This is a genomic window from Spirillospora sp. NPDC046719, assembly GCF_040645715.1.
Taxonomy (GTDB): Bacteria; Actinomycetota; Actinomycetes; order Streptosporangiales; family Streptosporangiaceae; genus Spirillospora.
On record NZ_JBEYYT010000042.1, the window covers coordinates 1 to 23,390 of the forward strand.

Consider the following 23,390-nt stretch of genomic DNA (forward strand, 5'->3'; position numbering starts at 1 on the left):
CGCGCCGGGCCGGCACCGACCGGGTCCGGGCAGATGAGGTCGGGGTCCGCGGCGTCCCAGTCGGCGAGGAACGCGGGCGGCAGCACCGGGGCGGGCCCGCCGGGCGCCGGGCGGAACGCGACGACCGTGAGCGTGCGCGGCACCTGCCAGCCGGCGTCCCCGGCCAGCTCCCCGACCGCCTCGTCGCTGGCCGGCGGGTCCATGACCAGCAGGTCGCGCAGCCGCCGCCGGAACCGCTCCCGCTCGCCCGCGAGCTCGCCCTGCGCCCGCGCGTACCCCTGCCCGGCCGCGCAGGCGATCCGCTCCAGGAACACGAACAGCGCCTCGGTGATCGTCCCGAGGACGTCCAGCGACCAGCCGAGCCGCCGCGCGTCCTTGATGAACCGGCGGCACGCGACCTGCCCGCCGACCCGGATCGCGGTCTGGAGCCCGTCGAGGCCGCGGCCCGTGCGCGCCTCGTACGCGCCGATGCCCTCGAAGATGCCGGTCACCGCGGCCCAGTCCATGTCAGGACGGCCGATCGAGTCCACGAAATGGTGGACCGTCTGCTCGACGGCCCACCGCATCCGGCGCCCGTAGCGGCTGTCCGGCGGGCGCGCGTACTCGGGGACGAGCCCCTGGATCTCGCCGACCATCTCGGTCGCGGCGGCCTCCAGGTACGGCCGCAGCGGCTCGGCGATGCCGGCGGGCACCCGGGAGAGCGGGAACTCCGCGGCGGCGGGACGGGCGGACCGGCTCAAGACACCCTCCTGGAACTCGCGACCCCCGATGCCACTGGGGCTCCCAGCGTCCGCCGCCCGCCCCCGCGGCGCTAGGCAGGACCGAGAGGGATCCGGCCGCCGCGATTGTCAGCGCCCTGACAGTCTCCGGGCCGGATCGGCGGCGGCGTCGATGACGGTGAGGAGTTCGCGGAGGGTTTCGCGCTGGGCGTCCGACAGCGGGGAGAGCACCTCGCGGGCGGCCTCGCGGCGGGTGCCGGCGATGCGCGCGCGGACCGCGCGGCCCTCGTCCGTCGGGCGGACGAGCAGGGACCGGCGGTTGGCCGGGTCGGGCTCGCGGGTGACGAGGCCGTCCTCCTCCAGGGCGTCCACCAGCGTGGTCGCGGAGCGGGGGACGATGTCGAGGCGCCGGGCGAGGTCGGTCATCCGCAGCGGGCCGTCGGTGCCGACGATGACCCGGAGCGCGCGCGACTGGGCGGGGGTGAGGCCGAGCGGCGCGAGCCGCTCCACCTGGTGCCGGCGTATCCGCTTGGCCGCCTTCAGGAACAGGTCGGCCAGATCGTTCTCCATGCATCCGAGCCTAGCTCATAGTTGTGTGGAAATAATTATGAGCTAACCTCAGTTACGTTGAGGGTCGTCCCCCGGAAGGAGCCGCCCATGGCGAAGGACCCCACCACGAACCCCACTGCCGAGCCCGCCGCGAACCCCGCCGCCGGCACCGCCGCGAAGGCCGCCACCGGTACCGCCGCGAAGGCCGCCGCGAACGCCGCCACCGAGCCCGCCGCCGGCACCGCGCGTTCCGACCGCGCACGCATCCTGCGCCTGTTCGTCCCGTACCGCGCCCGGCTGGCCGGCGTCGCGCTGCTCGTCGGCCTGTCCGCGCTCGTCTCGCTGGCCTCGCCGTTCATGCTGCGCCACATCCTGGACGTCGCGCTGCCGCAGGGCCGCACCGGGCTGCTGTCCCTGCTCGCCCTCGGCATGATCACGATCTCGGTCGCGACCAGCGTGTTCTCCGTCCTGCAGACCTACATCTCCACCGGCGTCGGGCAGCGCGTCATGCACGACCTGCGCACCGCCGTCTACGCGCACCTGCAGCGGATGCCGCTGGCCTTCTTCACCCGGACCCGCACCGGCGAGGTGCAGTCCCGGATCGCCAACGACATCGGCGGCATGCAGTCCACGGTCACCACCACCGTGACCTCGCTCGTCTCCAACTTCACCGCCGTGACCGCGACCGCCATCGCGATGCTCGCGCTGGACTGGCGGCTCACCCTCGTCACGATGGTCACGCTGCCGTTCTTCGTGTGGATCAGCCGCCGCGTCGGCAACGAGCGCCGCCGGATCACCTCCCGGCGGCAGCGGCAGCTCGCCGCGATGTCGGCGATCGTGGAGGAGTCGCTGTCGGTCAGCGGCATCCTGCTCGGCCGCACCATGGGCCGCTCGCCCGCGCTCACCGACCGGTTCGCCGGCGAGTCCCGCGACCTCGCCGACCTGGAGATCCGCGCGAGCATGGCCGGACGGTGGCGGCAGTCCACGATCCAGATCGTCATGTCGGCGATGCCCGCGCTCACCTACTGGGCCGCCGGGCTCACCGTCTCGCGGGGCCACCCGCTCGTGTCGATCGGCACCCTCGTCGCGTTCACCACCCTGCAGACCAGCCTGTTCCGGCCGACCGTCCAGCTGCTCCAGACCGCGGTGGACGTGCAGAGCTCCATGTCGCTGTTCCGGCGGATCTTCGAGTACCTCGACCTGGAACCCGGCCTGGAGGAGCCCGCCGCGCCGCGCCCGCTGCCCCGGGCCCGCGGCCACGTCCGCTTCGAGGACGTCGGCTTCGCCTACGACGCGGACTCCGCCGCGCTCACCGGCATCGACCTGGACGTCCCCGCCGGCTCGTCCCTCGCCGTCGTCGGCGAGACCGGCTCCGGCAAGACCACCCTCAGCTACCTGGTGCCGCGGCTGTACGACGCCACGTCCGGGCGCGTCACCATCGACGGCGTGGACGTCCGGGACCTGTCGTTCGCCGACCTGTCCGCCGCCGTCGGCGTCGTCTCCCAGGAGACGTACCTGTTCCACGCGTCCGTCGCCGACAACCTGCGGTTCGCCAAGCCCGACGCGACCGACGCCGAGCTGCACGCCGCCGCCCGCGCCGCGCAGATCCACGACCACATCAGCGGCCTGCCCGACGGCTACGACACCGTCGTCGGCGAGCGCGGCTACCGGTTCTCCGGCGGCGAGAAGCAGCGCCTCGCCATCGCCCGGACGATCCTGCGCAACCCGCCGATCCTCGTCCTGGACGAGGCGACCAGCGCGCTCGACACCCAGACCGAGCACGCCGTCCAGCAGGCCATCGACGCGCTCGCCGAGGGGCGCACCACCATCACGATCGCGCACCGGCTCTCGACCGTCCGGGACGCGGACCAGATCGTCGTCCTCGACCACGGGCGCGTCGCCGAGCGCGGCACCCACGCCGAGCTGCTCGCGGCGGGCGGCCTCTACACCGCGCTGGTCTCCCGCGACGAGGACCTGACCCCCGCCGCCTGACCGGCCGGGCGGCCCGGCGGGTAGCGGGCGGCGTCCGGCGCGGCCACGGCGGCGCGCGCGCAGGAAAAGGCGATCTCCCCGGCCACCGTCAACCGGAATTCTTGGCAAAGGAATCACCGCGCCGGTCAAAAGGAACCGGATCACCGGCAATGGCGAGAAGATCGATGAGGCCGATGGGACGGTTCCGGCGGACTGTCCCGATGACCCTTTTTCCTTGATCGCGCGCGAAAAACTTGACGCGTCGGAGGTCGACTTCCGCGGCACGCTGCGAAATGGTCTCCGGCATGGATTCCCGAATTCGAACCTCCACCGCCGCCGGCCCCACCGGATGGCTGCTCACCTTTCTCTCCGCGCGGGAGCAGGGCCTGCGCCCCCACAGCGGCCTCGCGGCGGGTCCCGCGGAATGGCTGCTGGTCTTCCTTGAGGTCGAGCGGACCGAACTCGCCGCCCGGCAGCGCCCCGCGCCCGTCCCGTCCCGCCCCGGCGGCCGGGCCGAGGAGCACCCGTTCGGCCGCATGAACGCCCGCAGCGCATAGAGACGAAGGTCATGATCATCGAGATGTTCCTCGCCGCCCTGATCGGCGGCGCGATCGGAGTCGCCGAACTCGTCGCCCGCTACCGCGACAAGCCCGTGGCGGCGCTGCTGTCGCCGGGCGGCCTGCTGTTCGCCCTCGTCAACACCGGCGCGTCCGTGGTCGCGCTGATCGCCGTCACCGCCGCCGGGTGGCGGTTCGGGCTGCCCTACACGATGCCGCCGACCGCGCTGCTGGTCGTCCACGTGATCGCCGCCGGGCTCGGCTCCGCCGCCCTTCTGCGCATGTCGTTCGCCCCGGCGCAGACGGTCTCGCCGGGCACCGGGCCGATCGCGCTGCTCAACGGGATCCTGCGGATCGCCGACGGCGAGCTGGAGCGCAAGCGCGCCCTCAGCCGGCTCTCCCACAACGACCTCGCGGACCTGTCGTTCGAGCGCGACCACGCCGCGCTCGCCGAGCTCTGCTGCCACCTGCTGCGCGAGTTCGACCTGGCCGAGGCGCAGCGCCTCGGCGGCCTCGCCGCCGAGCTCAGCGCCCGCGACGACCTGACCGACGCCGACAAGCTGGACTGCTGGGGCCTGGAGCTGACCCGGCTGGTCGGCGAGCGCGCGCTGCGGCAGGCGGCCCGCCGGCTGCGCGACCGCCCGCACGAGGAGCCGGACGCCGCCGAGGACGAGCGGCTCGCCCCGGTCGCGGCCGAACCGGACCCGCCGGCCGAGCCCGCGTCGGTCCCGCCGCCCCGCCCGCCGCTCGGCAAGACCTCCCGGCTCGCGCCGCACGCGAACGGCCGGATCGAACGCAAATCGTTCAGCGATGTCTGACGCGCCGTGAGAACCGGTGTGCCCCGCCACGGGGCACACCGGTATTTCATTGCCCGCGCTATTTCGTCCGGGCGGCCACCGGCGCCGTTTCGCCCTGCTCTTCCAGAACCGCGGCGATGCGGTGCAGCGCCTCCGCCATCGAGATCATCGCCTGCACCTGCGCGGCCGCCATGAGATTCGCCGGCGACGGGTCCGCGGCCTGCGCCTCCGCCGCCGCGTCGCACGCTTGCTGGCTCCACCAATGCACCCGCCGATCCTATTCGAACCGACCATTCCGCACCGGCCGCCGCGCGGTCGCAACCGAAAGGCCCGCATTCCGTGAGCGCCCGTCCGCCCGCCCCGCGTCCCGGCCGGCCGAACGTCCCGCCGCCGCCCTGGACCGGCAAGCCGCTCCGCCGCCTCACCGCGGCCGAGCTCGCCGAGGCACTGGAGTACCTGGAGCGGCACCGTCCCGACGACGACGTCCTCGGCCGCGCGCTGGCCGGCGAGTTCGCCCGCCGCACCGCCGCCGAGCACCACGCCTTCCACTTCGACTGACCCCACTCGGCCCCCCGGGGCCGGCCTCCCGATCAGGCCGCCTCCCGGGCGCGGACGGGCTCGGGGCGCGCCGGTGCGGCGCGGCGGGCGAGGAGCGGGACGCACAGGAAGATGGACGTCCCCATGACGGCGAAGTACGGCGCCGTCCCGGCGTCCAGCAGGAACCCGCCCGCGAGCGGCCCCAGGAAGAATCCGAGCTGCCGCACCTCCGACAGCCCGAAGTAGGCGCCCTTGAGCTCGTCGGACGCCATCTCGTGGACGGCCATGTCCGGCATCGGGAGCAGGATGCCCTCGCCGGCCGTCCAGAACACGATGCCCGCGTACAGCCAGGCGAGGCCGGCCGGGCTCGCCCAGAAGCAGCCGAACGCCAGCGTGAAGCCCGCCGCGCCCGCCCAGACCATCGTGGCGCGGCCGAGGCGCCCGGACACGCGGTCGATGGGGAGCTGGAACAGCAGCGCCAAGACGGCGTTGGTGATGAACAGCGCGGCGAAGTAGCCCTCGGCGCGGTCGCCGTACCGGCCCTTCATGTAGAGCGGGATCATCGACTCCAGCTGCGAGAACACGAAGAACACCAGGACGCCGCCGGCGACCACCGCGAGCAGCCGCCGGTCCCTGAGGGTCGCGCGGAGCGCCTCCCGCGCGGACGGGGCGGACGCGCCGTCCTCCCCGGCGGGCGGCCGCAGCGCCGCCAGCTCCCGGTTCCGCAGCAGCACGAGCAGCAGGTAGGCGGCGTAGAAGGCGGCCGGGACGGCGAAGAACGCGACCGCGCCGGCGTGGTAGAGGGCGCCGCCGATCGCGGGCCCGACGATCGCCCCGGCGCAGAGCGTCATGTACCGGATCCGGAAGATCCGCCCCTCCGCGTCGGCGGCGTGGGACAGCAGCTTCTTCGCGCCCGGCTCCACCATCAGCCGCGCCGCGCCCAGCGCCAGGAACAGCAGCACGATCGCCGCCGGGTCGCTCACCGCGGCCAGCAGCCCGTACACGGCCACGTGGAGGACGAGACCGACCCGCATCAGCGGCACCGCGCCGAGGCGGTCGACGAGCACGCCGCCCGCGAGGCCGCCGAACGCGGCGGTGAGCGCGACCGCGCCGACCACCGCGCCGACGGTCGGCTTGCCGAGTCCGGTGTGCTCGCTCAGGTAGAGGGGCGCGAACGGCATGGCGGCGAAGAAGGCGACCGAGTTCAGCAGCGCGCCGCCTTCCAGCAGACGCTGCGCCGGCGTCAGCCGCCACAGTGGCGTGCGGGCGCTCATGGCTCCGATTGTGCGGCGGGGGTCCGGCGATTTCCGGCTCTCGGCCGCCGGTGACGGGGTAGGACGGGCTCATGGGACGTGATGTGAGGGTGCGCCGCGTCTACGACGGCGCCGCCGACGGGGACGGGGAGCGGGTCCTGGTGGACCGCGTGTGGCCGCGCGGTCTGGCGAAGGAGAAGGCCCGTCTCACCCGGTGGGAGAAGGACGTCGCCCCGTCGACCGAGCTGCGCAAGTGGTACGGGCACGATGTGGAGAGGTTCGAGGAGTTCCGGCGGCGCTACGGCGCCGAGCTGGAGGACCCCGAGCGCGCCGCCGCCCTCGACCGGCTGCGCGGCGACGCCGACCCGGGCCCGCTGACGCTGCTCACCGCCACCAAGGACGTCGAGAACAGCCAGGCGGCCGTGCTCGCGGAGATCCTCGGCTCCTGACGCCCCGCCCACGGCCACTACTCGCCGGTAACTGAGTATCCGCGCCCATGCGCACGGACGGGCCGGTGCGGCATCGTGGCGGGCATGAGCGAACGCGCCCCCCTCTCCGGCCCCGCCCTCGGCCGCCGCCTGGTCACCGCGGCCCGCGCCGTCCTGTGGGCGCAGGCGGCGCTGCTCGTCGCCGCCGGGACGGCGATGGTCGCGTTCGGGGAGAGGGCGACCGGCGCCGAGGCCCGCGTGGGCGCCGCGATGATGTTCCTGGCCGTCTACCCGTTTGCGCTCGCGGCCGCGGCGGTCGCGCTGGCCGCCGCGTTCCGCGGCCGGCGCGCGAGCACGCGCGGCTGGGCCGCCGGGTACGAGGCGTTCCTCCTGCTCGCCACCGGGCCGTTCGTCAACCACCCGTCCCCGGGCATCGCCGCCCTCGGCCTCTGCTCCATCCTGACCACCGCGTTCGTCATCGCCGTCATGGCGTCCCCCGTCGCCGCCGCGCGCTTCCCGGTCCGGACGGAGGAGGCTTTGCCGGCCGCGGATGATCATTTGAACCCGGCCGGGTAGGCGGGAAGGAAGCAAAGATCGTCGCGGGAGGGGACCCCATGCCGTACGGATCGGCCGCCACCGGCGGAACGCTCGCCTACACCGGATTCGCGATGGGCCATGTCTGGCTCGCCGCGGTCGGCCTCGGCCTGGTGCTGGTCGGCGCGGTGCTCGTGAGATTCGGGTTCCGGCGCGGGCGCGGGCCGCTTGAACACTGAGTTCCGGGCGCCGCGGGCGCGGTACGCGCCCTCGCGGACCCGGATCGCGCTGGCGGCGCTGCCGCTGGCCGGGTTCGCCGCCTGGGCGGTGAGCCATCTCGTCGCGACCGTCACCACCTTCCGGACCCCGCTCGGGGCGACCTGCGTGGCCTGGGGCGTGTCGTTCCTCGCCCTGTGGTGGCTCCCGGTCTCCTGGCTGGAACGGCCGTTCAAGGCGTCCGAGGAGCAGCGGGACGCCCTCGACGAGCTGACGGTGACCGTCCAGGTGCCCGTCTACAACGAGGACCCGGCCGCGTTGCGCGCCTGCCTGCGCTCGGTGCTGGAGCAGAGTCGGCGGGTGGACCGCGTCCGGGTCGTCAACGACGGATCGGCCGACGCCGCCGGCGAGCCCGTCACCTTCGACGACGTGCGCCGCGACTTCGAGGCGGCCGCGTCCGCGCTCGGGATCGGCACGTCCTGGGAGTACACCCCCAACCGGGGCAAGCGGTTCGCGCAGATGCACGCCCTGGCCGGGGACCACGCCGACGTCTTCGTCACGCTCGACAGCGACTCCGTCCTGGACCGGCACGCCGTCCGGGAGGGCCTGCTGCCGTTCGCGGACCCGCGCGTGCAGTCGGTGGGCGGGCACGTCCTCGTCCTCAACCGGACGGCGAGCCTGCTGACCCGCATGACGTGCGTGCTGTACCTGCCGTTCACGCGCGGCGTGCGCAGCGCCCAGTCGGTGCTGCGGCGGGTGACCATCAACTCCGGGACGCTGGCGTTCTACCGGGGCGACGTGGTGCGCCGCGCCGCGGGCGTGTACGAGCGCGAGCGGTTCGCCGGCCGGCCGATGCAGATGAACGACGACTCGATGCTCACCTTCTACGCGCTGCTGGACGGCGACACCGTCCACCAGCCCAGCGCGATCGCGTTCACGCTGGTCCCGCAACGGCTGGACCACTACCTGAAGCAGCAGCTCCGCTGGATGCGCGGGACCACCGTCCGGCACCTGTGGTGGCTGCGGTACATGCCGGTGACCGGCGCCGTGTTCTGGATGACGGTGAGCGAGTACCTGCACCTGGTGCTGGCGCTGCTGCTGCCGCCGGTCCTGCTCCTCGACCCCTACTACCGGGCGCACCTCGGCCCGGTGGCGTCCTCGGGCGTGCAGGTGGGGATCGTCCTGAGCTACCTGTCGGCCCTGCGGATCTTCGTCGTCCGGCGCAGCGACGAGCCGGCGTGGGCGCGCGCGGCGCTGTTCGCCTGCACGCCGCTGATCGCGCTGTGGCGCCTGTTCGTCCTGCGGCCGCTGTACCTGTACGCGATGTGCACGTGCCGCAGGGTCGGCGACTGGGGGACGCGCGGTTCCGTCGAGGTCGCGCTGGCCGCACCGCGGCGGACCTGAACCGCCGCGGCGTCAGCGGGCGGCGAGGCCGAGGGCGCGGAACGTGACGCGCTGGTCGAACCAGAGCAGCCCCACGGTCGCGGCGGCCATGCCCGCGGCGAACGCGAGGTGCGCGGCGGTGCCGGTCACGTCCGCGCCGGCCACGCCGAGGACGAGGTGCAGCCCGGCCCGCAGCGCGATCAGCCCGAACGCGATCAGACGGGTGCGGCCGTTCTTCAGCATCGCCTTGACCAGCTTGATCCGGCGGCGCAGCACCGTCAGGCCGACGACGGCGTTCACCGCCGCGATCGCGACGACGGCCATCCACGCCGAGTGCCACACGTGGCAGATGTCGTACGCCGCGCCCAGCACGCCCTCGAAGGCGAAGAACCAGACCGGCAGCGGCCTGACCGTGTCCAGCCCGTCCGGCCGGGCGGGCTGGACGGCCTGGACGGGCTCGGCGGCGGCCCGCCGGCGGGTGGAGATGGCTTGCATGTCCGCTCCTTCGGGTGCCCTGTCCTGCTGACGACCCGATCGTGCCGCGCGGGGCGGCACCGGCGGCAGAGCCGTTACTCGCAGGTTCGACCGGGACAAATGTCCTGATGCGCCGGTGCCGTCGGGCCGCGTGAGCATGGCGGAGCCGATGCGGCGCCCCTCCCGCACCCCTACCTCAGCCGGCGGCCGAACCGGCGATCAGGACCCGGCCGGTCGATCGAACTCTTCCTGCCGATCATCGCCACCGAGCAGCGCCATGGCCATCTGCTGGATCGAGCGGGTGAAATGGCGGGGGTCGTCGGGCGGTGTCACCCGTCGAATCAGGTCGCCGTCGAAGACGGCGAGCACACCATGAGCGAGGAAGTCCGCGTCGAGGTCGGGGCGCGCTTCTGCGAACAGCGCACTGAGATGGCGGTGCCAGAACCGGTAGCTGGGATCGTCGTACTTGTCCTCGGCGCATGCTTGCTCGTGTGCGGTCAACAGGACGGCGTTGCCTTCGGCGATCGCACCGAGTTCGTCGAGGAAGGCGAGCAGCCGTCTCCGGGCGGGTGCTCCGGGCCCCAGGGGCGGCGGTCCGTTCCTGATCGCGTCGCGTAGCTCGCGAGACCGTTCCTCTAGCAGTGCCTGCAACAGTCCGGCGCGGTTGCCGAAGCGACGGAAAACGGTGCCCTTCCCAACTCCGGCGAGAGCGGCAACGCGATCGAGCGAAACATGCTCCCCGCCGCCTTCGGCCAGCAGCCGCTCGGTCGCCTGGAGCACAGCGCGGCGGTTGCGGGCCGCGTCGGCGCGTTCGGCGCGCTGTTGGGCCATCGGCGCTCCCACTGAGGCGGACTATCGGTCCGGATATGTTACCGTACGCTAACCGGACCAACAGTCCGGATGATGCCGCCAACGGAGGAGACTCTGATGGACATGCCCGCGCTCGTCGTCGACCCCGACGCTCCCGGTTCCCTGCGTCTCGGGACGGCCGCCGAACCGCACCCCGCGCCCGACCAGTTGGTGCTCGATGTGCGGCACATCTCGCTCAACCGCGGCGAGGTGGCGTTCGCCGGACGGCTTCCAGCCGGAACGGTGCACGGTTACGACGCCGCCGGTGTCGTCGTCAGCGCCGCAGCGGACGGCACCGGACCGGCCGTAGGCGCCAGGGTGGCGGCGTTCGGCGCCGGAGCATGGGCCCAGCGGATGGTCGTGGAGACCAGCGCGGTGGCCGAAGTCCCCGCCGAGGTCGACCTGGCCGACGCCGCCGCACTGCCGATGGCCGGTCTCAGCGCGCTGCGCACGCTGCGCTCCCGCCCGATCCTGGGCCGGCGGGTGCTGATCACCGGTGCGGCCGGCGGCGTCGGTCGATATGCCGTCCAGCTGGCGGCCCTCGGCGGTGCGGACGTCATCGCCTCAGTGGGGTCGGTGGCCCGCGGCAAGGGCCTGAGCGAACTGGGGGCCGACCAGGTCGTGGTCGGCCTGGAGGGCATCGACCGGCCCGTCGATCTCATCCTGGACACCGTGGGCGGGCAACAACTGACCGCGGCCTGGCAACTCCTCGCCCCGGGCGGTGACGTGCAGAGCATCGGCTGGGCATCCGACGAACCGGCGGTGTTCGCGCCGCACTCGCTGTTCTCCCTCGGCCCGGCCAAGACGATCAGCACGTTCGGCGACGTCCACGAGGTCGGCCCCGACCTGGCCACACTCCTGGGATTCGTGGCGGCCGGGAGGCTCTCCCCAGAGGTCGACTGGCGTGGTGGTTGGGAACGCGTCACCGAGGCGGCCCAAGCACTGCTGGACCGGCGCATCGCCGGCAAGGCGGTGCTGGACGTGGCACCGGCGGCCGCCGACTGACCCATGGACGCAGCCGGGCGGTGCCTCCGCGAGGGGGACCGGGGCGGGGTCAGCTCGCGCTGGCGAGCGCGGTGGCGTGCGCCGTGACGAGGCCGCGCAGCGCCCCCTCGCTCGCCTCGTCCGCCGGAGTGAGGACGAAGAGCCGCTGGTCGGAGCCGTCCAGCGCGGCGAGCATGTCGTAGTCGAGCGTCATCAGCCCGGCCGTCTCGTGCCGCAGGCGCTTCCTGCCCCGGGACCGCTCGTGGACGTGCTGGTCGTCCCACCAGGCCGCGAAGTCGCGGCTCGCCGCGCGCAGCTCCCCGACCACCTCGGCCAGCCGCGGGTCGTCGGGATACCGGGCCTGGTTGACGCGCAGGTTGCCGACCATCTCGCGGGCGAACGCCGCCCAGTCGACGTTGGTCTCGCGGACCTCCGGCACCAGGAACAGCATCCGGGCCGTGTTGTCCATCTCGTCCTGGCCGAACTTCCGGCCGAACAGCGCGGCCGCCGCCGCGTTGCGGGCCAGGATGTCGAACCGGAAGTCCATCACGTAGGCGGGCAGCAGCGGCATCCCGTCGAGGAGGGCGCGCAGGCTCCCGCTGAGCGGCGCCGGGACGTGCGGAGGCGGCGGCGCCTCACCGCGCGCGATCAGATGCAGGTGGACGCGCTCGGCCGGGGACAGCTGGAGCGCGGCCGCGATGCCGTCCAGGACGGCGGAACCGGGCGTCCCGACCCGCCCCTGCTCCAGCCGGACGTACCAGTCGATGCTCACGGCCGCGAGCTCGGCGACCTCCTGGCGGCGCAGGCCCGGCGTGCGGCGCCGGCCCAGGTCGGGGAGCCCCACGTCCGCCGGGCGGACCCGTTCCCGCGCGGCCCGCAGGAAGGCCGCCAGTTCGCCGCGTCGTGCCGTCATCCCCCTAGCATCGCGCACCCCCGGCGCGGTGAGCGTGGCACTCCGCGTACCAGGATGCGGACGACCTGTACCGGCCTCCGGGACGCCGGGATCGTTGCGGCCATGAGGAAACGAACCTTCACCGCATTGACCGGCACCGCCCTGGCCGTCGCCGCCACCGCCGCCACCGTGACCGCGGCGTCCGCCCAGACCGCCCCCGCCTTCGGATACCACAAGGTGCGCGACGGGATCCCGAAGCAGGCCGGCCGCTTCCGCGTGACCAGCCCCGACCTGGCCCGCGGGACGTTCCCGGCCGCGTCGTACGCCGACTCGTTCGGCTGCACGGGCGGGAACGTCCCGCCCCGGCTGTCCTGGTCCGGCGCCCCCGCCGGGACGCGGAGCTTCGCCGTCACCATGTTCGACCGCGACGCCCCGACCGGCAGCGGCTTCTGGCACTGGTCGGTGCGCGACCTGCCCGCCACGGCGACGTCCGTCCCGGCCGGTGCCGTCGCGGGCGTCAACGACGCCGGGACCGCCTCCTACCTGGGCCCCTGCCCGTCCGTCGGGGACCGGCCGCACCGCTACGAGATCACCGTGCTGGCCCTGGACGTCGCGGACGCCGGCGTCCCCGCCGCCGCGAGCCCGGCGCTGGCGTCCTTCACCATGGGCTCCCACGTGATCGCCACCGCCCGCGTCACCGCGACCGCCGCCCGGTGACCGGCGGGCGTCCGCCCAGTTCCCGGCTACTTGACGCTCACCCGCAAGTAGCCGAGACTGGGGGACCCCGCACGGAAGGGCCCCATGGACGCGACACGGACGCGCGGCGCGTCGACCGAGACCCACACCGCGCTCTACCGGCAGCTCGCCGGCGAGATCGAAGCGCGGTTCCTCGCCCCGCTCGACGCGCTGCTCGACGGCGCCGCGCTCCCGGACGGCACCGAGCCGCTCACGGCGCTGCGCCGCCGCCTCGACGCGGACGCGCAGATGTGGGCGGCGCAGATCCTCGGCCCCGACCCGGCCCTGGCCCGGTCCGCCGCGGCCCGCGTGCTGGCGGCCGTCCAGCCGTTCGACCCGGACCCGTCCTGGTGGCGGACGCCGTTCGGGCGGGCCGTCGTGCGGCTGATCGGGCACCCCGGCCGCGCCTCGGTCAGCCGCTCCGTCGCCGGCGCCATGCTCGGCATCACCCGCCAGGGCGTCCAGGACCTGGTCAACCGGGGCAAGCTCGCCCGCCACCCGGACGGCGGCGTCTCCGTCGCCGCCATCCGCGACCGCGCCGCCCGGTGAACCCGCTCGAGATCCTCGACGCCGAGGCGCGGCGCGCACCGTCCCCCCGCCTGCACGCGTTCCCGCTGCCCGCCGAGTGGGGCGTGACGCTGCACCTGCTGGACGAGTCCGTCCACCCGACCGGGAGCCTGAAGCACCGGACGGCGCGCGCGCTGTTCCGCCACGGCCTGCGCACCGGCCGGATCCGGAGCGGCACCACCGTCGTCGAGGCGACCGGCGGCAACGCGGCCGTCGCCGAGGCGTACTTCGCGCGCCTGCTCGGCCTCCCGTTCGTCGCCGTCATGCCCCGCCGGTCCGCCCCCGAGAAGATCGAGCGCGTCCGGAGCCACGGGGGCACCTGCCACCTGGTGCATCCCCCGCTCGCCATTTACGACGAGGCCCGCCAATACGCGGACGACCGCGGCGGCGTCTACCTCGACTACCTCGCCAACAGCGCCCGGGCCGTCTCCGCCGCCGAGGACGACGTCGGCCGCGCCCTCCTCGACCGCGTCACCCCGGAATGGGTGGTCGTCGGGGCGGGCAGCGGCGCGACCTCGACGGCGATCGGCCGCGAGATCCGCCGCCGCGGCCTTTCCACCCGGCTCGCCATAGCCGACCCCGAGAACTCCGCCTACTTCCCCGGATGGGCGTCGGGCGCCGACGACTACGCGACCGGAATGCCGTCCCGCATCGAAGGCATCGGCCGCCCCCGGATGGAGCCCGGTTTCACTCCGTCGCTGGTGGACCTGGTCATCCCGGTGCCCGACGCCGCGAGCGTCGCCGCGATGCGCGTCCTGCGCGAAGTGACGGGCCTCCGCGCGGGACCGTCCACCGGAACCGCCCTCTGGGGCGCTTTCCACCTGGCCGCGAAAATGCGCCGCGAAGGCCGGCGAGGCGCCATCGCCACCCTGATCTGCGACGACGGCGCCCTTTACGAGAACACCTACGGCAACGACGCCTGGCTCGCCGCCAAAGCCCTGAACCCCGCGCCGCACCAGGCCGCCTACCCCCACTTCCTCAAGACCGCCGAACTCCCCCCACCCGAATGACGAAGACCGCCCGGAAACCGCTGTGCCCATGCGCCATGATCTGCCCATGACTTGGGGCATCGGCGGAATTCCGCGCCCGGGCGTCCGGCCGTCGGCCAAACCCGTCCTGTACCTGGACATCGACGGCGTCCTGAACCCCGAGGCGCCCAGCCGTCCGGAGGATTTCACCGAGCACCTGGGAGGAGCACGCCAACACCTACATCGGCCCGCTCCTCGGGCTGCCCGAACTGCCGTACGTGGCGCTGTCGGCCTACAGGTGCCGGCCCGACGACCCCAGGCTGCCGGTGACGCAGCTTCCGAGGATGCGGAAATGGGCGCCGATCCTCCGTCACGCCGACGGGCGGCGCTTCGCCTGGCTGGACGACACCATCCCGTTCAGAGCGCGGCGCCAAGCGTGGCCGTGACGGTGCTCGGGGGGCGCGGTGCGAATACTCACTCTTCCGGCATTGTGGACATAAGCCGCTGGTTGGCATGGAATGGGGGCCATCGCCGTCGAGGGTGAACGGAGACGTCCATGCCCGGGATCACGCAGCGTTCGACGAAGGAACCGGCCGTGAAGACGCGGTTCCTGTCTCATGGAACGCTCAAGATCACCGATGTCGCGGCCAGCCGCCGGTTCTATGAGGAGGTCCTCGGGCTGGAGGTCGTCCAGCCGATGAAGGCGGCGCTCTATATTCGCCTCGGTGGCGACCACACCTATGTGTGCGTGGAATCGAAACCGGACCGGCCGGATATGCCGCTGCTCTATCACAATGGACTGGACGTGGGCAGCGATGAGGAGGTCGACGAGGCGTACCGGGCCATCCGCGAGGTGGCGGACGAGTACGGCGTCAAGGAGCTGAACAAGCCGGTGCGGCAGCACGGCGTGTACTCGTTCTACCTCAAGGACCTGGACGGGAACTGGTGGGAGATCGGGCATCTGCCTCCCGGCGGGTACCGGTTCCGCTTCGCCGACCCGCGCAACGACCTCACCGGGCGCACGGACCTGACGGCCGCGGAGATCAAGGACGTGTTCGTCAACCCCCGCATGGAGGAGTGACCGCTCAGCGGGTGCGGGCGACCTCGGCGGCGACGGCGCGGAAGGCGGGCAGGGTCTCGCTCTCGTCCGGGTTGAGGAACGTGCTCTTGACGATCACGACGCGGTACTTCGTCGAGACGTAGATGAGCTGGCCGCCGAGGCCGCTGGCGTAGTAGCCGTCCTGGCCGTCGATCCACCAGCCGAGGCCGTAGGACGGGTTGACGCCGGACGGCGTGCCCACCTGGGACACCCAGGACGCCGGGACGACGCCGCGCCCGCCGTCCAGCATGAGCTTGCCCATGCGGGCGAAGTCGCGGTCGGTGGCGTAGATGCAGCAGTAGCCGAGGGCGTCGCCGTGCGAGTCGTTGCCGACGTACGCGGTGCCGGCCATGCCGCCCGGCCCCCAGATCTTCTCCTGGAGGTACCGGTAGTACGGCTCTCCGGTGGCCCGCTGGAGGACGAGGGCGAGCACGGCGGTGTTGAGGCTCGTGTAGTTGAACTGGGTGCCCTGGTCGACGGCCTTGGTGCGGGTCGCGGCGAACTGGAGGGTGCTGTAGAGGCCGAGGCTGACGCCGACGTGCAGCGGGACGTCGTCGACGGTCTCGTTCCACCCGATCCCGGACGCCATGCGGAGCAGGTTGCGGATCGTCACGGACCCGTAGGCGGTGTTGGCGAGTTCGGGGACGTAGGCGCCGGCGGTGTCGTCGATGGAGCGGATCCTGCCTTCGCCGAGGGCGACGCCGATGGCGTCGGCGGTGTAGGACTTGGCCATCGACCAGGACTGGAACAGCGAGTCCTTCGAGTAGCCGGGCGCGTACCACTCGTCGAGGATCCGGGTGCCGTCGAGGACGAGGAAGCCCTGTGCGGCGCGGTTCAGGTAGTCCCGCACGGTGTGCGTCTGACCGTTGTAGGTGTAGGTGACCTTGCCGAGGTCGCGGGGGTCGCTGGTCAGCTCGACCGGGTGGGCGGACGGGGTGAGCCGGTCGAAGTTCGGCGGCTCCGCCGCTTCGAGGGCGGACGCGGTGGACGGCGAGACCGGCGGTCCGGGCGGTCCGGGGGCGGCGAGGGCGGGCGCGGCGGTGAGGCCGAGGGCGAGGGCGGCGGCGAGCGCGAGGGCGGCGGGCCTGCGGCGCATGGGGGCTCCCGGGGGGTGGGACGGGCGGGCATGCGACGTCGAATCGAATAGTGATCGTTTCGGATTCGGTCTACCGCGACGGTATTCCGGCCCGCCGCTCCCGGCTATGGCCAACGGTGACAAACCGTGACGTGGAATGCGCAGGACGGGTAAGGGGAGCGGATGCCCGAGCTTCCTGACGTCGAGGGGTTCCGCCGGGTGCTGGCCGCGCACACCGGCGCCCGGATCCGGTCCGTGGAGGTGCGCGACGCCGGGGTGCTGCGCGGGGTGAGCGAGGGGCGGCTGGAGCGCGCGCTGCGCGGACACCGGTTCGATCAACCGCGCAGGCAGGGCAAATGGCTCATCGCGCCCGCCGAGGGCCCAGTGCTCATCCTGCATTTCGGCATGACCGGATCGCTGTCGTGGCATTCGGCGGGGGAGCCCGAGCACCGGCACGACCGGGTGGTATGGCGGTTGGACGGCGGCGAGCTGCGCTTCCGGGACATGCGCAAGCTGCAGGGCGTCCGCCTCGCCCGGGACGAGCGGGACGCCGGGCGCCTGCTCGCCGACCTCGGACCGGACGCGCTGGACCTGTCCCGGAGCGACCTCGCCGGACGCCTCGGAGGGCGGCGCGGGCGGCTCAAGTCCGCGCTGACCGACCAGTCGGTGATCGCCGGGCTCGGGAACCTGCTGGCCGACGAGATCTGCTGGCGCGCCCGGATCAACCCGCTGCGGGAGGCCCGCGACCTGGACGAGGACGACATCGGGGTCCTGCACAGGGCCATGCGGCGCGTCCTGCGCGAGTCGATCAAGGCGGAGCGGGTGCCGCCCCGCCGGACGTGGCTGACCGGGGCCCGCGACGATCCCGGGGGCAGGTGCCCGCGCTGCGGGACCCCGCTGTCGCGGCGGCGCGTGTCCGGCCGGACGACCGTGTGGTGCGGCTACTGCCAGCCTTCGTGACCGGCACGGCTGACCGGCACGGCTGATCGGCCCCGGCTGACCGGCTCGGCTGACCGGCCCCCGGTTGACCTGCGCGGATGAGCGGGCGGATGGGTGGCCGGAGGGTCCCAGTGGCCTTACCTGCCGGGGCGGCTGTGGTCGGGTGTGCCGAGTTCGACTAACTTATTGCGAGTAGGTCGCAACTGCGGCTTCTGTGCGTCGTTGAGCGTGAGTGGGTGGGCATGCACATTCCGGACGGATACCTCAGTCCGCAGACCTGCGCGGTGGGCTACGCCATCGCCGTGCCGGCCTGGGCGGTCGCGGTCCGCCGCGTGCAGCGCGTGGTCCGCAACCGGCACGTGCCGACGCTGGCCGTGCTGGCCGCCGTCAGCTTCCTGGTGATGATGTTCAACATCCCGATCCCGGACGGCACCACGGCGCACGCGATCGGCGCGACGATCATCGCGATCCTGCTGGGGCCGTGGGCGGCGGTCCTCGCGGTCAGCGTGGCGCTGGGCTTCCAGGCCCTGCTGTTCGGCGACGGCGGCGTCCTGGCGTTCGGCTTCAACTGCGCGAACATGGCCGTCCTCGCGCCGTTCGTCGGGTACGGGGTGTACAAGCTGATCGCCGGACGGTCCGAGCTGACCGCGCCGCGCCGGGCCCTCGCCGCGGCCGCCGGCGGGTACGCGGGGATCAACGCGGCGGCGTTCGCGGCGGCGATCGAGTTCGGCGTCCAGCCCGACCTGTTCCACAACTCGGCGGGCGCGCCGCTGTACGCGCCGTACCACCTGGACCAGACGATCCCCGCGATGATGCTGGCGCACCTGACCATCGCGGGCATCGCCGAGGGCATCCTGACCGGCGGCGTCGTGGCGTACCTCCAGCGCGCCAACGTCCCGCTGCTGCGCGTCAACCACGCGGGCGTCGCCGTGCCCGGCGAGAAGGACATCGGGTCCGGCGGAAGGAACACCGGGCGGCGCCGCGTCCGGCCGCTGCACGTCGCGCTCGGCGCGGTCGCGGTCATGGCGGTCCTCACCCCGCTCGGCCTGCTCGCGCCCGGCGGCGCGTTCGGCGAGGACGCCCCCGAGGACCTCGACCTGCACAAGTACGGGCTGTCGGCGGTGCCGAGCGGGCTGAACAAGTACAACGGCTTCTGGCACCACGCGCTGTTCAACGGCTACGACTTCACCTCGGACGCGCACCCGACGCTCGGCTACATCGTCTCCGCCGTCGTCGGCATCGCGATCGTCGGCGCCGCGATCTTCCTGATCACGATGGCGGTCCGCTGGGCCGCCGGGCGGCGCGGCGCGTCCCAGGAGGCCGCGACGGGCGAGGCGCGGTCATGAGCGAGCAGGCCGTCTCCGAGCGGGTGCAGGTCCCGCAGTGGCTGCTGCAGGGCGAGCTGGCGATGTGCCCGTGCGGGTGCGTCGGCAAGCGCAAGAAGGGCAGCTACCTGCGCAAGACGCTGAACGGCGGCGCGGGGCTGCTGCGCCAGGTGATGTTCAGCGACGACACGGCCCGACAGGACGGGCTGCTCCAGCGGATCGACCCGCGGGTGAAGTTCGTCTCGGTCATCGTGCTGCTGGTCGCGGCCGGGCTGGCCCGCAACATCCCGACGCTCATCGCCGTGTACGCGGTGACGCTGGCGCTCGCCGCCGCGTCGAGGCTGCCGGTCGGGTTCTTCATCAAGCGGGTCTGGCTGTTCGTGCCGATCTTCACGGGGATCGTGGTGCTGCCCGCGACCCTGTCCGTCGTGACGCACGGGGACGTGGTGCTGACGCTGTGGCACTGGCACGGCCGCGCCGAGGGGTTCACCAGCCAGGGCCTGACGTCCGCGGGCCTGGTCGTCAGCCGGGTCGCGGTGTCGATCTCGCTGGTGGTGCTGCTGACCCTCACCACGCCGTGGGTGCGGCTGCTGGCGGCACTGCGCTCGGTCGGCGTCCCGCGGATCTTCATCCTGATCATCGGGATGGCGTACCGGTACATCTTCCTGCTGCTCAACACCGTCACGGACATGTACCAGGCCCGGACGTCCCGTACCATCGGGGCGGCCAAGCACGACGGCGGCGCCCGCGCCTTCCTCGGCGCCAGCGGCGGCGCGCTGTTCGGCAAGGCGAACCAACTGTCCGAAGAGGTGCACCAGGCGATGACGGCGCGCGGCTACCGCGGCGACGCCAAGACCCTCCAGTCGTTCCGGCTGGGCGGCCTCGACATCGCCGCCGCCCTCTGCTGCGCCGCGCTCGCCGCGGCGATTCTCATCGGGGACCGTCTCCTTGGAAGCTGAACCGCACGCCGCACCGCAGGCCACAGGCGCCACAAGCACCACGGACGTCACGTTCGAGTGCCGTGACGTCAGTTACTCCTATCTCGACCGCTACCCGGCGCTGGACAAGGTGTCGCTGACGGTCCGGCCCGGCGAGCGCGTCGCGCTGCTCGGCGCCAACGGCTGCGGCAAGTCGACGCTGCTCAAGCTGCTGGACGGGCTGGTCTTCCCGAGTTCCGGCGAGTTCACCGCGTTCGGCCACCCGGTCACCGAGGACACCCTGGAGGACGAGCAGTTCTCGCAGGCGTTCCGGTCCCGCGTCGGGTTCGTGTTCCAGAACTCCGACGCGCAGGTGTTCTCCCCGAACGTCCGCGAGGAGATCGCGTTCGGCCCGCTCCAGCTCGGGCTCACCCCGGACGAGGCGTCCGCGCGCGTCGACGAGGTGCTCGCGATGCTGGACATCGCGGCGCTGGCCGAACGGGCGCCGTTCCAGCTGTCCGGCGGGCAGAAGAAGCGCGTCGCGATCGCGTCCGTGCTGGCCACGAACCCCGAGGTGCTGCTGTTCGACGAGCCGACCGCGGCCCTCGACCCCCGCTCCCAGTACTGGCTCACCGACCTCATCGAGCAGCTCGGCGCCGCCGGCAAGACGATCGTGCACGCCACCCACGACCTGGACGTGCTGCCCCGCATCGCCGACCGGTGCGTGGTCTTCTCCGAGGAGCACCGGATCGTCGCCGAGGGCGCGCCGGAGGAGGTCCTCGCCGACCGCGACCTGCTGCTGTCGGTCAACCTCGTCCACCCCGGCTCCCGCCTCCCCTAGCCCGCCACCCGCTCCCACCTGGGGTTTCCGGCGGATGCGCGCGGGCACGGTCCACTCGTTGCCATCGTGGGACCAAGCACGGGGACGGGAGGCTCGCAATGACGGCGTGGTACGGATCCGGCGGGATGGACCCGTTCGAGGAGATGCTCGCCCGGTTCTTCGGGACCCGGGCGCATCGGCGGCCGACCGAGCGGATCAACCTCGCCCGGCTGATGAGCGAGCCCGCGCGCGAGCTCGTCCGGGACGCGGCGACGCAGGCGGCGCGGTGGGGCAGCCGCGACCTCGACGCCGACCACCTGCTGTGGGCGGCGACGCGGCAGCAGGGCACCCGGCACTGGCTGGAACGCGCGGGCGCCGACCCGGACGCGATCCAGCACGAGATCGAGAACCACGCGTACCGGGGCGAGCCGCGCGACGTCCAGCCCGAGCTGACACCGGCCGCCAAGCGGGCGCTGCTGGACTCCCACCAGGTGTCGCGCGCGCTCGGGTCGTCCTACATCGGCCCCGAGCACCTGCTGTTCGCGCTCGCGCTCGACCGCGGGTCCAGCGCGGGACGCATCCTGGACGCGGCGCACGTCACGCCGGACTCGCTGAAGTCCGCGGCCGGGGGCGGCGGGCAGCCGCCCGCGAACGGGGGCGGCGAGGGCCGGTCCGACACCCCGACGCTGGACGAGTTCGGCCGCGACCTGACCGCGCTGGCCCGGGAGGGCCGGATCGACCCGGTGATCGGCCGGGACGAGGAGATCGAGGAGACGGTCGAGGTCCTGTCGCGGCGCACCAAGAACAACCCGGTGCTGATCGGCGACCCCGGCGTCGGCAAGACCGCGATCGCGGAGGGCCTCGCGCAGCGGATCGTGGACGACGACATCCCGGAGACGCTGCGGAACAAGCGGATCGTCCAGCTCGACCTGTCCGGCGTCGTCGCGGGCACCCGGTACCGGGGCGACTTCGAGGAGCGGCTGAAGAAGGTCGTCGACGAGATCCGCGAGCACGCCGACGAGCTGGTGGTGTTCATCGACGAGATCCACACGCTCGTCGGGGCGGGCGGCGCCGAGGGCGCGATGACCGCCGGGAACATGCTGAAGCCGGCGCTGGCGCGCGGCGAGCTGCACGTGGTCGGCGCGACGACGGTGGACGAGTACCGCCGCAACATCGAGAAGGACGCGGCGCTGGAGCGCCGGTTCCAGCCGATCATGGTGCCGGAGCCGTCCGTCGACGACAGCATCGAGATCCTGCGCGGGCTGCGGGACCGGTACGAGGCGCACCACCAGGTCCGCTACACCGACGAGTCGCTGGTCGCGGCCGTCGACCTGTCCAGCCGGTACCTGACGGACCGGTTCCTGCCGGACAAGGCGATCGACCTGATCGACCAGGCGGGCGCGCGGGTGCGGCTGCGGTCCGGGACCCGCGACGGCGGCCGCCGCGAGCTGGAGGACCGGCTCGACCGGCGGCGCCGCGAGAAGGACCAGGCCGTCGCCGACGAGGACTACGAGAAGGCGAAGGAGCTCCGCGACGAGATCGGCCGGCTGCAGAGCGACCTCGCCGGGATGCGCGACGACCACGAGCCGGTCGGCGTCCCCGAGGTGACGACCGAGGACATCGCGGAGGTCGTGTCGCGGATCTCCGGCGTCCCGGTGACGCAGCTGACGGAGGCGGAGCGGGAGCGGCTGTCGCGCCTCGAGGAGCACCTGCACGAGCGCGTCATCGGCCAGGAGGACGCGGTCGCGGCGGTCGCGCGGGCCGTCCGGCGGTCCCGCGCCGGGATGGGCGACCCGGACCGCCCGATCGGCGGGTTCCTGTTCCTCGGTCCGACCGGCGTCGGCAAGACGGAGCTGGCGAAGGCCCTTGCCGAGGCGCTGTTCGGCAGCCAGGACCGGATGATCCGGTTCGACATGAGCGAGTTCCAGGAGCGGCACACCGTCAGCCGGCTGATGGGCGCGCCGCCCGGCTACGTCGGCTACGAGGAGGCGGGGCAGCTCACCGACGCGGTGCGGCGGCAGCCGTACTCGGTGATCCTGCTGGACGAGATCGAGAAGGCGCACCAGGACGTGTTCAACGTGCTGCTGCAGCTGCTCGACGACGGCCGGCTCACCGACGCGCAGGGCCGCACCGTCGACTTCCGCAACACCGTGGTGATCATGACGAGCAACCTCGGCTCCGACCTGATCACCGGGCGGACCGAGATCGGGTTCGGCGGCCGGGAGGGCGAGGACACCGTGCTGCGCGACCGGATCATGCGGCGGCTGCGCGAGTCGTTCCGGCCGGAGTTCCTCAACCGGATCGACGAGATCATCGTGTTCCAGCGGCTGGAGGCGGGGCAGCTGCGGCAGATCACCGACCTGCTGCTGGACGAGACGCGCCGCCGGCTGCGCGCGCAGGGCGTGACCGTGTCGTTCACGCCGGAGGCGGTCGACTGGATCGCCGAGCGCGGCCACCAGCCGGAGTTCGGCGCGCGCCCGCTGCGCCGCACCATCCAGCGGGAGGTGGACGATCAGCTCTCCGACCTGCTGCTGTCCGGGGATCTCGCGCACGGCCGGCACGTGGAGGTGTCCGCGGCGCCCGGCGGGCTCCAGTTCGACGTGTCCACGTCGGCGACGCCGTCGGACCGGGCCGTCACGTCCCGCTGACGCGTCGGCCGCCCGCCTGCCCGCCGAGGCTTCCGTCTTCCGTGACGGCGGCGGCGCGCCCTTCCGTGACGGCGGGCGTCGGGGCGGTCTTCCTCCCGGGCGACGGTTCCCTTGCGGCGGGGGCCTGAAGCGGTCGGTGCCGGGCCATCATGAC

At 73.2% G+C, this 23,390-nt stretch carries 27 protein-coding genes; 18 read left to right on the plus strand and 9 right to left on the minus strand.

Annotation, left to right across the window (positions count from 1 at the left end):
• A partial coding sequence (locus ABZ914_RS10535) for a PucR-like N-terminal domain-containing protein (RefSeq protein ID WP_500192751.1) occupies positions 1-740 on the minus strand: 740 nt, incomplete at its 3' end.
• Between the two features lie 108 nt (positions 741-848).
• Positions 849-1,289 carry a MarR family winged helix-turn-helix transcriptional regulator gene (locus ABZ914_RS10540; RefSeq protein WP_190855784.1) on the minus strand — a complete coding sequence of 147 codons (441 nt, stop codon included), beginning with the start codon at positions 1,287-1,289 and terminating at the stop codon, positions 849-851.
• An 87-nt stretch (positions 1,290-1,376) separates the two neighbouring features.
• Between ABZ914_RS10540 and ABZ914_RS10545 the strand changes: the two genes are divergently transcribed.
• Positions 1,377-3,260 (plus strand): ABC transporter ATP-binding protein, encoded by a 1,884-nt coding sequence (locus tag ABZ914_RS10545; RefSeq protein WP_500192752.1) that lies wholly within the window; start codon positions 1,377-1,379, stop codon positions 3,258-3,260.
• Positions 3,261-3,348: 88 nt separating this feature from the next.
• On the opposite strand, the gene ABZ914_RS10550 is transcribed toward ABZ914_RS10545, so the two are convergent.
• A complete protein-coding gene (locus ABZ914_RS10550) occupies positions 3,349-3,546 on the minus strand; it encodes a hypothetical protein (protein ID WP_433146236.1) in 198 nt (65 codons plus the stop codon).
• Here ABZ914_RS10550 and ABZ914_RS10555 point away from each other — a divergent pair.
• Both ABZ914_RS10555 and ABZ914_RS10560 read left to right on the plus strand, forming a co-directional pair.
• Positions 3,545-3,796: a hypothetical protein gene (locus ABZ914_RS10555; protein ID WP_500192754.1), complete on the plus strand. Its 252-nt coding sequence runs from the start codon at positions 3,545-3,547 to the stop codon at positions 3,794-3,796. The genes ABZ914_RS10550 and ABZ914_RS10555 overlap by 2 nt on opposite strands.
• Positions 3,797-3,807: 11 nt before the next feature.
• Positions 3,808-4,614 (plus strand): hypothetical protein, encoded by an 807-nt coding sequence (locus ABZ914_RS10560; protein ID WP_190855776.1) that lies wholly within the window; start codon positions 3,808-3,810, stop codon positions 4,612-4,614.
• Between the two features lie 58 nt (positions 4,615-4,672).
• On the opposite strand, the gene ABZ914_RS10565 is transcribed toward ABZ914_RS10560, so the two are convergent.
• Positions 4,673-4,861 (minus strand): hypothetical protein, encoded by a 189-nt coding sequence (locus tag ABZ914_RS10565; protein WP_500192755.1) that lies wholly within the window; start codon positions 4,859-4,861, stop codon positions 4,673-4,675.
• 71 nt (positions 4,862-4,932) lie between these two features.
• Here ABZ914_RS10565 and ABZ914_RS10570 point away from each other — a divergent pair, with 71 nt between their 5' ends.
• On the plus strand, positions 4,933-5,151 hold the full coding sequence (locus ABZ914_RS10570; protein ID WP_190855771.1) for a hypothetical protein: 219 nt from the start codon (positions 4,933-4,935) through the stop codon (positions 5,149-5,151).
• Between the two features lie 32 nt (positions 5,152-5,183).
• Here ABZ914_RS10570 and ABZ914_RS10575 read toward each other — a convergent pair whose 3' ends face one another.
• Entirely contained in the window at positions 5,184-6,404 is a 1,221-nt protein-coding gene (locus ABZ914_RS10575; protein WP_500192756.1) for an MFS transporter, read from the minus strand.
• Between the two features lie 71 nt (positions 6,405-6,475).
• On the opposite strand from ABZ914_RS10575, the gene ABZ914_RS10580 reads away from it, so the two are divergent.
• The 4 genes from ABZ914_RS10580 (at position 6,476) to ABZ914_RS10595 (ending at position 8,965) form a co-directional block, all read left to right on the plus strand.
• Positions 6,476-6,832: a DUF488 domain-containing protein gene (locus tag ABZ914_RS10580; protein WP_500192757.1), complete on the plus strand. Its 357-nt coding sequence runs from the start codon at positions 6,476-6,478 to the stop codon at positions 6,830-6,832.
• Between the two features lie 84 nt (positions 6,833-6,916).
• Positions 6,917-7,387 (plus strand): hypothetical protein, encoded by a 471-nt coding sequence (locus ABZ914_RS10585; RefSeq protein WP_500192758.1) that lies wholly within the window; start codon positions 6,917-6,919, stop codon positions 7,385-7,387.
• Positions 7,388-7,425: 38 nt separating this feature from the next.
• Positions 7,426-7,584 (plus strand): LPXTG cell wall anchor domain-containing protein, encoded by a 159-nt coding sequence (locus ABZ914_RS10590; protein WP_190855761.1) that lies wholly within the window; start codon positions 7,426-7,428, stop codon positions 7,582-7,584.
• A complete protein-coding gene (locus ABZ914_RS10595) occupies positions 7,574-8,965 on the plus strand; it encodes a glycosyltransferase (RefSeq protein ID WP_500192759.1) in 1,392 nt (463 codons plus the stop codon). The genes ABZ914_RS10590 and ABZ914_RS10595 overlap by 11 nt, the downstream gene beginning before the upstream one ends.
• A 12-nt stretch (positions 8,966-8,977) precedes the next feature.
• Here ABZ914_RS10595 and ABZ914_RS10600 read toward each other — a convergent pair whose 3' ends face one another.
• Together ABZ914_RS10600 and ABZ914_RS10605 are read right to left on the minus strand one after the other, a co-directional pair.
• Positions 8,978-9,439: a hypothetical protein gene (locus tag ABZ914_RS10600; protein ID WP_500192760.1), complete on the minus strand. Its 462-nt coding sequence runs from the start codon at positions 9,437-9,439 to the stop codon at positions 8,978-8,980.
• Positions 9,440-9,637: 198 nt separating this feature from the next.
• A complete protein-coding gene (locus tag ABZ914_RS10605) occupies positions 9,638-10,249 on the minus strand; it encodes a TetR/AcrR family transcriptional regulator (protein WP_500192761.1) in 612 nt (203 codons plus the stop codon).
• A 96-nt stretch (positions 10,250-10,345) separates the two neighbouring features.
• Here ABZ914_RS10605 and ABZ914_RS10610 point away from each other — a divergent pair, with 96 nt between their 5' ends.
• Positions 10,346-11,272, plus strand: a complete 927-nt coding sequence (locus tag ABZ914_RS10610; RefSeq protein WP_500192762.1) for a zinc-binding dehydrogenase — start codon at positions 10,346-10,348, stop codon at positions 11,270-11,272.
• 49 nt (positions 11,273-11,321) lie between these two features.
• On the opposite strand, the gene ABZ914_RS10615 is transcribed toward ABZ914_RS10610, so the two are convergent.
• Complete coding sequence (locus tag ABZ914_RS10615) at positions 11,322-12,164, minus strand: helix-turn-helix transcriptional regulator (protein WP_500192763.1); 843 nt, start codon at positions 12,162-12,164, stop codon at positions 11,322-11,324.
• Positions 12,165-12,266: 102 nt separating this feature from the next.
• On the opposite strand from ABZ914_RS10615, the gene ABZ914_RS10620 reads away from it, so the two are divergent.
• The 4 genes from ABZ914_RS10620 to ABZ914_RS10635 all read left to right on the plus strand — a co-directional run bounded on the left by ABZ914_RS10620 (position 12,267) and on the right by ABZ914_RS10635 (position 15,494).
• The gene (locus tag ABZ914_RS10620) at positions 12,267-12,860 is read left to right on the plus strand and encodes a YbhB/YbcL family Raf kinase inhibitor-like protein (RefSeq protein ID WP_500192764.1); all 594 of its coding nucleotides are present in this window, start codon (positions 12,267-12,269) and stop codon (positions 12,858-12,860) included.
• Positions 12,861-12,944: 84 nt separating this feature from the next.
• Positions 12,945-13,427: a hypothetical protein gene (locus tag ABZ914_RS10625; protein WP_500192765.1), complete on the plus strand. Its 483-nt coding sequence runs from the start codon at positions 12,945-12,947 to the stop codon at positions 13,425-13,427.
• Complete coding sequence (locus tag ABZ914_RS10630) at positions 13,424-14,455, plus strand: PLP-dependent cysteine synthase family protein (protein ID WP_500192766.1); 1,032 nt, start codon at positions 13,424-13,426, stop codon at positions 14,453-14,455. Before ABZ914_RS10625 ends, ABZ914_RS10630 begins: the two co-directional genes overlap by 4 nt.
• A 514-nt stretch (positions 14,456-14,969) precedes the next feature.
• Positions 14,970-15,494: a VOC family protein gene (locus tag ABZ914_RS10635; RefSeq protein ID WP_500192767.1), complete on the plus strand. Its 525-nt coding sequence runs from the start codon at positions 14,970-14,972 to the stop codon at positions 15,492-15,494.
• 4 nt (positions 15,495-15,498) lie between these two features.
• Here the strand turns inward: ABZ914_RS10635 and ABZ914_RS10640 are convergent, their stop codons facing one another.
• Positions 15,499-16,608, minus strand: a complete 1,110-nt coding sequence (locus ABZ914_RS10640) for a serine hydrolase domain-containing protein (protein ID WP_500192768.1) — start codon at positions 16,606-16,608, stop codon at positions 15,499-15,501.
• 162 nt (positions 16,609-16,770) lie between these two features.
• Here ABZ914_RS10640 and ABZ914_RS10645 point away from each other — a divergent pair, with 162 nt between their 5' ends.
• From ABZ914_RS10645 to ABZ914_RS10665, 5 genes are all read left to right on the plus strand, one after another.
• On the plus strand, positions 16,771-17,547 hold the full coding sequence (locus ABZ914_RS10645; protein WP_500192769.1) for an Fpg/Nei family DNA glycosylase: 777 nt from the start codon (positions 16,771-16,773) through the stop codon (positions 17,545-17,547).
• Positions 17,548-17,768: 221 nt separating this feature from the next.
• On the plus strand, positions 17,769-18,872 hold the full coding sequence (gene cbiM, locus ABZ914_RS10650; RefSeq protein WP_500192784.1) for a cobalt transporter CbiM: 1,104 nt from the start codon (positions 17,769-17,771) through the stop codon (positions 18,870-18,872).
• Entirely contained in the window at positions 18,869-19,810 is a 942-nt protein-coding gene (gene cbiQ, locus ABZ914_RS10655) for a cobalt ECF transporter T component CbiQ (protein ID WP_500192770.1), read from the plus strand. Before cbiM ends, cbiQ begins: the two co-directional genes overlap by 4 nt.
• The gene (locus ABZ914_RS10660; RefSeq protein WP_500192771.1) at positions 19,800-20,609 is read left to right on the plus strand and encodes an energy-coupling factor ABC transporter ATP-binding protein; all 810 of its coding nucleotides are present in this window, start codon (positions 19,800-19,802) and stop codon (positions 20,607-20,609) included. Before cbiQ ends, ABZ914_RS10660 begins: the two co-directional genes overlap by 11 nt.
• A 98-nt stretch (positions 20,610-20,707) precedes the next feature.
• Positions 20,708-23,236 carry an ATP-dependent Clp protease ATP-binding subunit gene (locus ABZ914_RS10665; RefSeq protein ID WP_500192772.1) on the plus strand — a complete coding sequence of 843 codons (2,529 nt, stop codon included), beginning with the start codon at positions 20,708-20,710 and terminating at the stop codon, positions 23,234-23,236.
• Positions 23,237-23,390: the final 154 nt, after the last annotated feature.

Excerpts from the sequence above, each read along its gene's own strand:
- ABZ914_RS10540 (WP_190855784.1), bottom strand. The coding sequence starts at position 1,289 with ATGGAGAACGATCTGGCCGACCTGTTCCTGAAGGCGGCCAAGCGGATA.
- ABZ914_RS10545 (WP_500192752.1), top strand. The coding sequence starts at position 1,377 with ATGGCGAAGGACCCCACCACGAACCCCACTGCCGAGCCCGCCGCGAAC.
- ABZ914_RS10555 (WP_500192754.1), top strand. The coding sequence starts at position 3,545 with ATGGATTCCCGAATTCGAACCTCCACCGCCGCCGGCCCCACCGGATGG.
- ABZ914_RS10550 (WP_433146236.1), bottom strand. The coding sequence starts at position 3,546 with ATGCCGGAGACCATTTCGCAGCGTGCCGCGGAAGTCGACCTCCGACGC.
- ABZ914_RS10560 (WP_190855776.1), top strand. The coding sequence starts at position 3,808 with ATGATCATCGAGATGTTCCTCGCCGCCCTGATCGGCGGCGCGATCGGA.
- ABZ914_RS10575 (WP_500192756.1), bottom strand. The coding sequence starts at position 6,404 with ATGAGCGCCCGCACGCCACTGTGGCGGCTGACGCCGGCGCAGCGTCTG.
- ABZ914_RS10580 (WP_500192757.1), top strand. The coding sequence starts at position 6,476 with ATGGGACGTGATGTGAGGGTGCGCCGCGTCTACGACGGCGCCGCCGAC.
- ABZ914_RS10585 (WP_500192758.1), top strand. The coding sequence starts at position 6,917 with ATGAGCGAACGCGCCCCCCTCTCCGGCCCCGCCCTCGGCCGCCGCCTG.
- ABZ914_RS10590 (WP_190855761.1), top strand. The coding sequence starts at position 7,426 with ATGCCGTACGGATCGGCCGCCACCGGCGGAACGCTCGCCTACACCGGA.
- ABZ914_RS10600 (WP_500192760.1), bottom strand. The coding sequence starts at position 9,439 with ATGCAAGCCATCTCCACCCGCCGGCGGGCCGCCGCCGAGCCCGTCCAG.
- ABZ914_RS10605 (WP_500192761.1), bottom strand. The coding sequence starts at position 10,249 with ATGGCCCAACAGCGCGCCGAACGCGCCGACGCGGCCCGCAACCGCCGC.
- ABZ914_RS10610 (WP_500192762.1), top strand. The coding sequence starts at position 10,346 with ATGGACATGCCCGCGCTCGTCGTCGACCCCGACGCTCCCGGTTCCCTG.
- ABZ914_RS10615 (WP_500192763.1), bottom strand. The coding sequence starts at position 12,164 with ATGACGGCACGACGCGGCGAACTGGCGGCCTTCCTGCGGGCCGCGCGG.
- ABZ914_RS10620 (WP_500192764.1), top strand. The coding sequence starts at position 12,267 with ATGAGGAAACGAACCTTCACCGCATTGACCGGCACCGCCCTGGCCGTC.
- ABZ914_RS10625 (WP_500192765.1), top strand. The coding sequence starts at position 12,945 with ATGGACGCGACACGGACGCGCGGCGCGTCGACCGAGACCCACACCGCG.
- ABZ914_RS10635 (WP_500192767.1), top strand. The coding sequence starts at position 14,970 with ATGCCCGGGATCACGCAGCGTTCGACGAAGGAACCGGCCGTGAAGACG.
- ABZ914_RS10640 (WP_500192768.1), bottom strand. The coding sequence starts at position 16,608 with ATGCGCCGCAGGCCCGCCGCCCTCGCGCTCGCCGCCGCCCTCGCCCTC.
- ABZ914_RS10645 (WP_500192769.1), top strand. The coding sequence starts at position 16,771 with ATGCCCGAGCTTCCTGACGTCGAGGGGTTCCGCCGGGTGCTGGCCGCG.
- cbiM (WP_500192784.1), top strand. The coding sequence starts at position 17,769 with ATGCACATTCCGGACGGATACCTCAGTCCGCAGACCTGCGCGGTGGGC.
- cbiQ (WP_500192770.1), top strand. The coding sequence starts at position 18,869 with ATGAGCGAGCAGGCCGTCTCCGAGCGGGTGCAGGTCCCGCAGTGGCTG.
- ABZ914_RS10665 (WP_500192772.1), top strand. The coding sequence starts at position 20,708 with ATGACGGCGTGGTACGGATCCGGCGGGATGGACCCGTTCGAGGAGATG.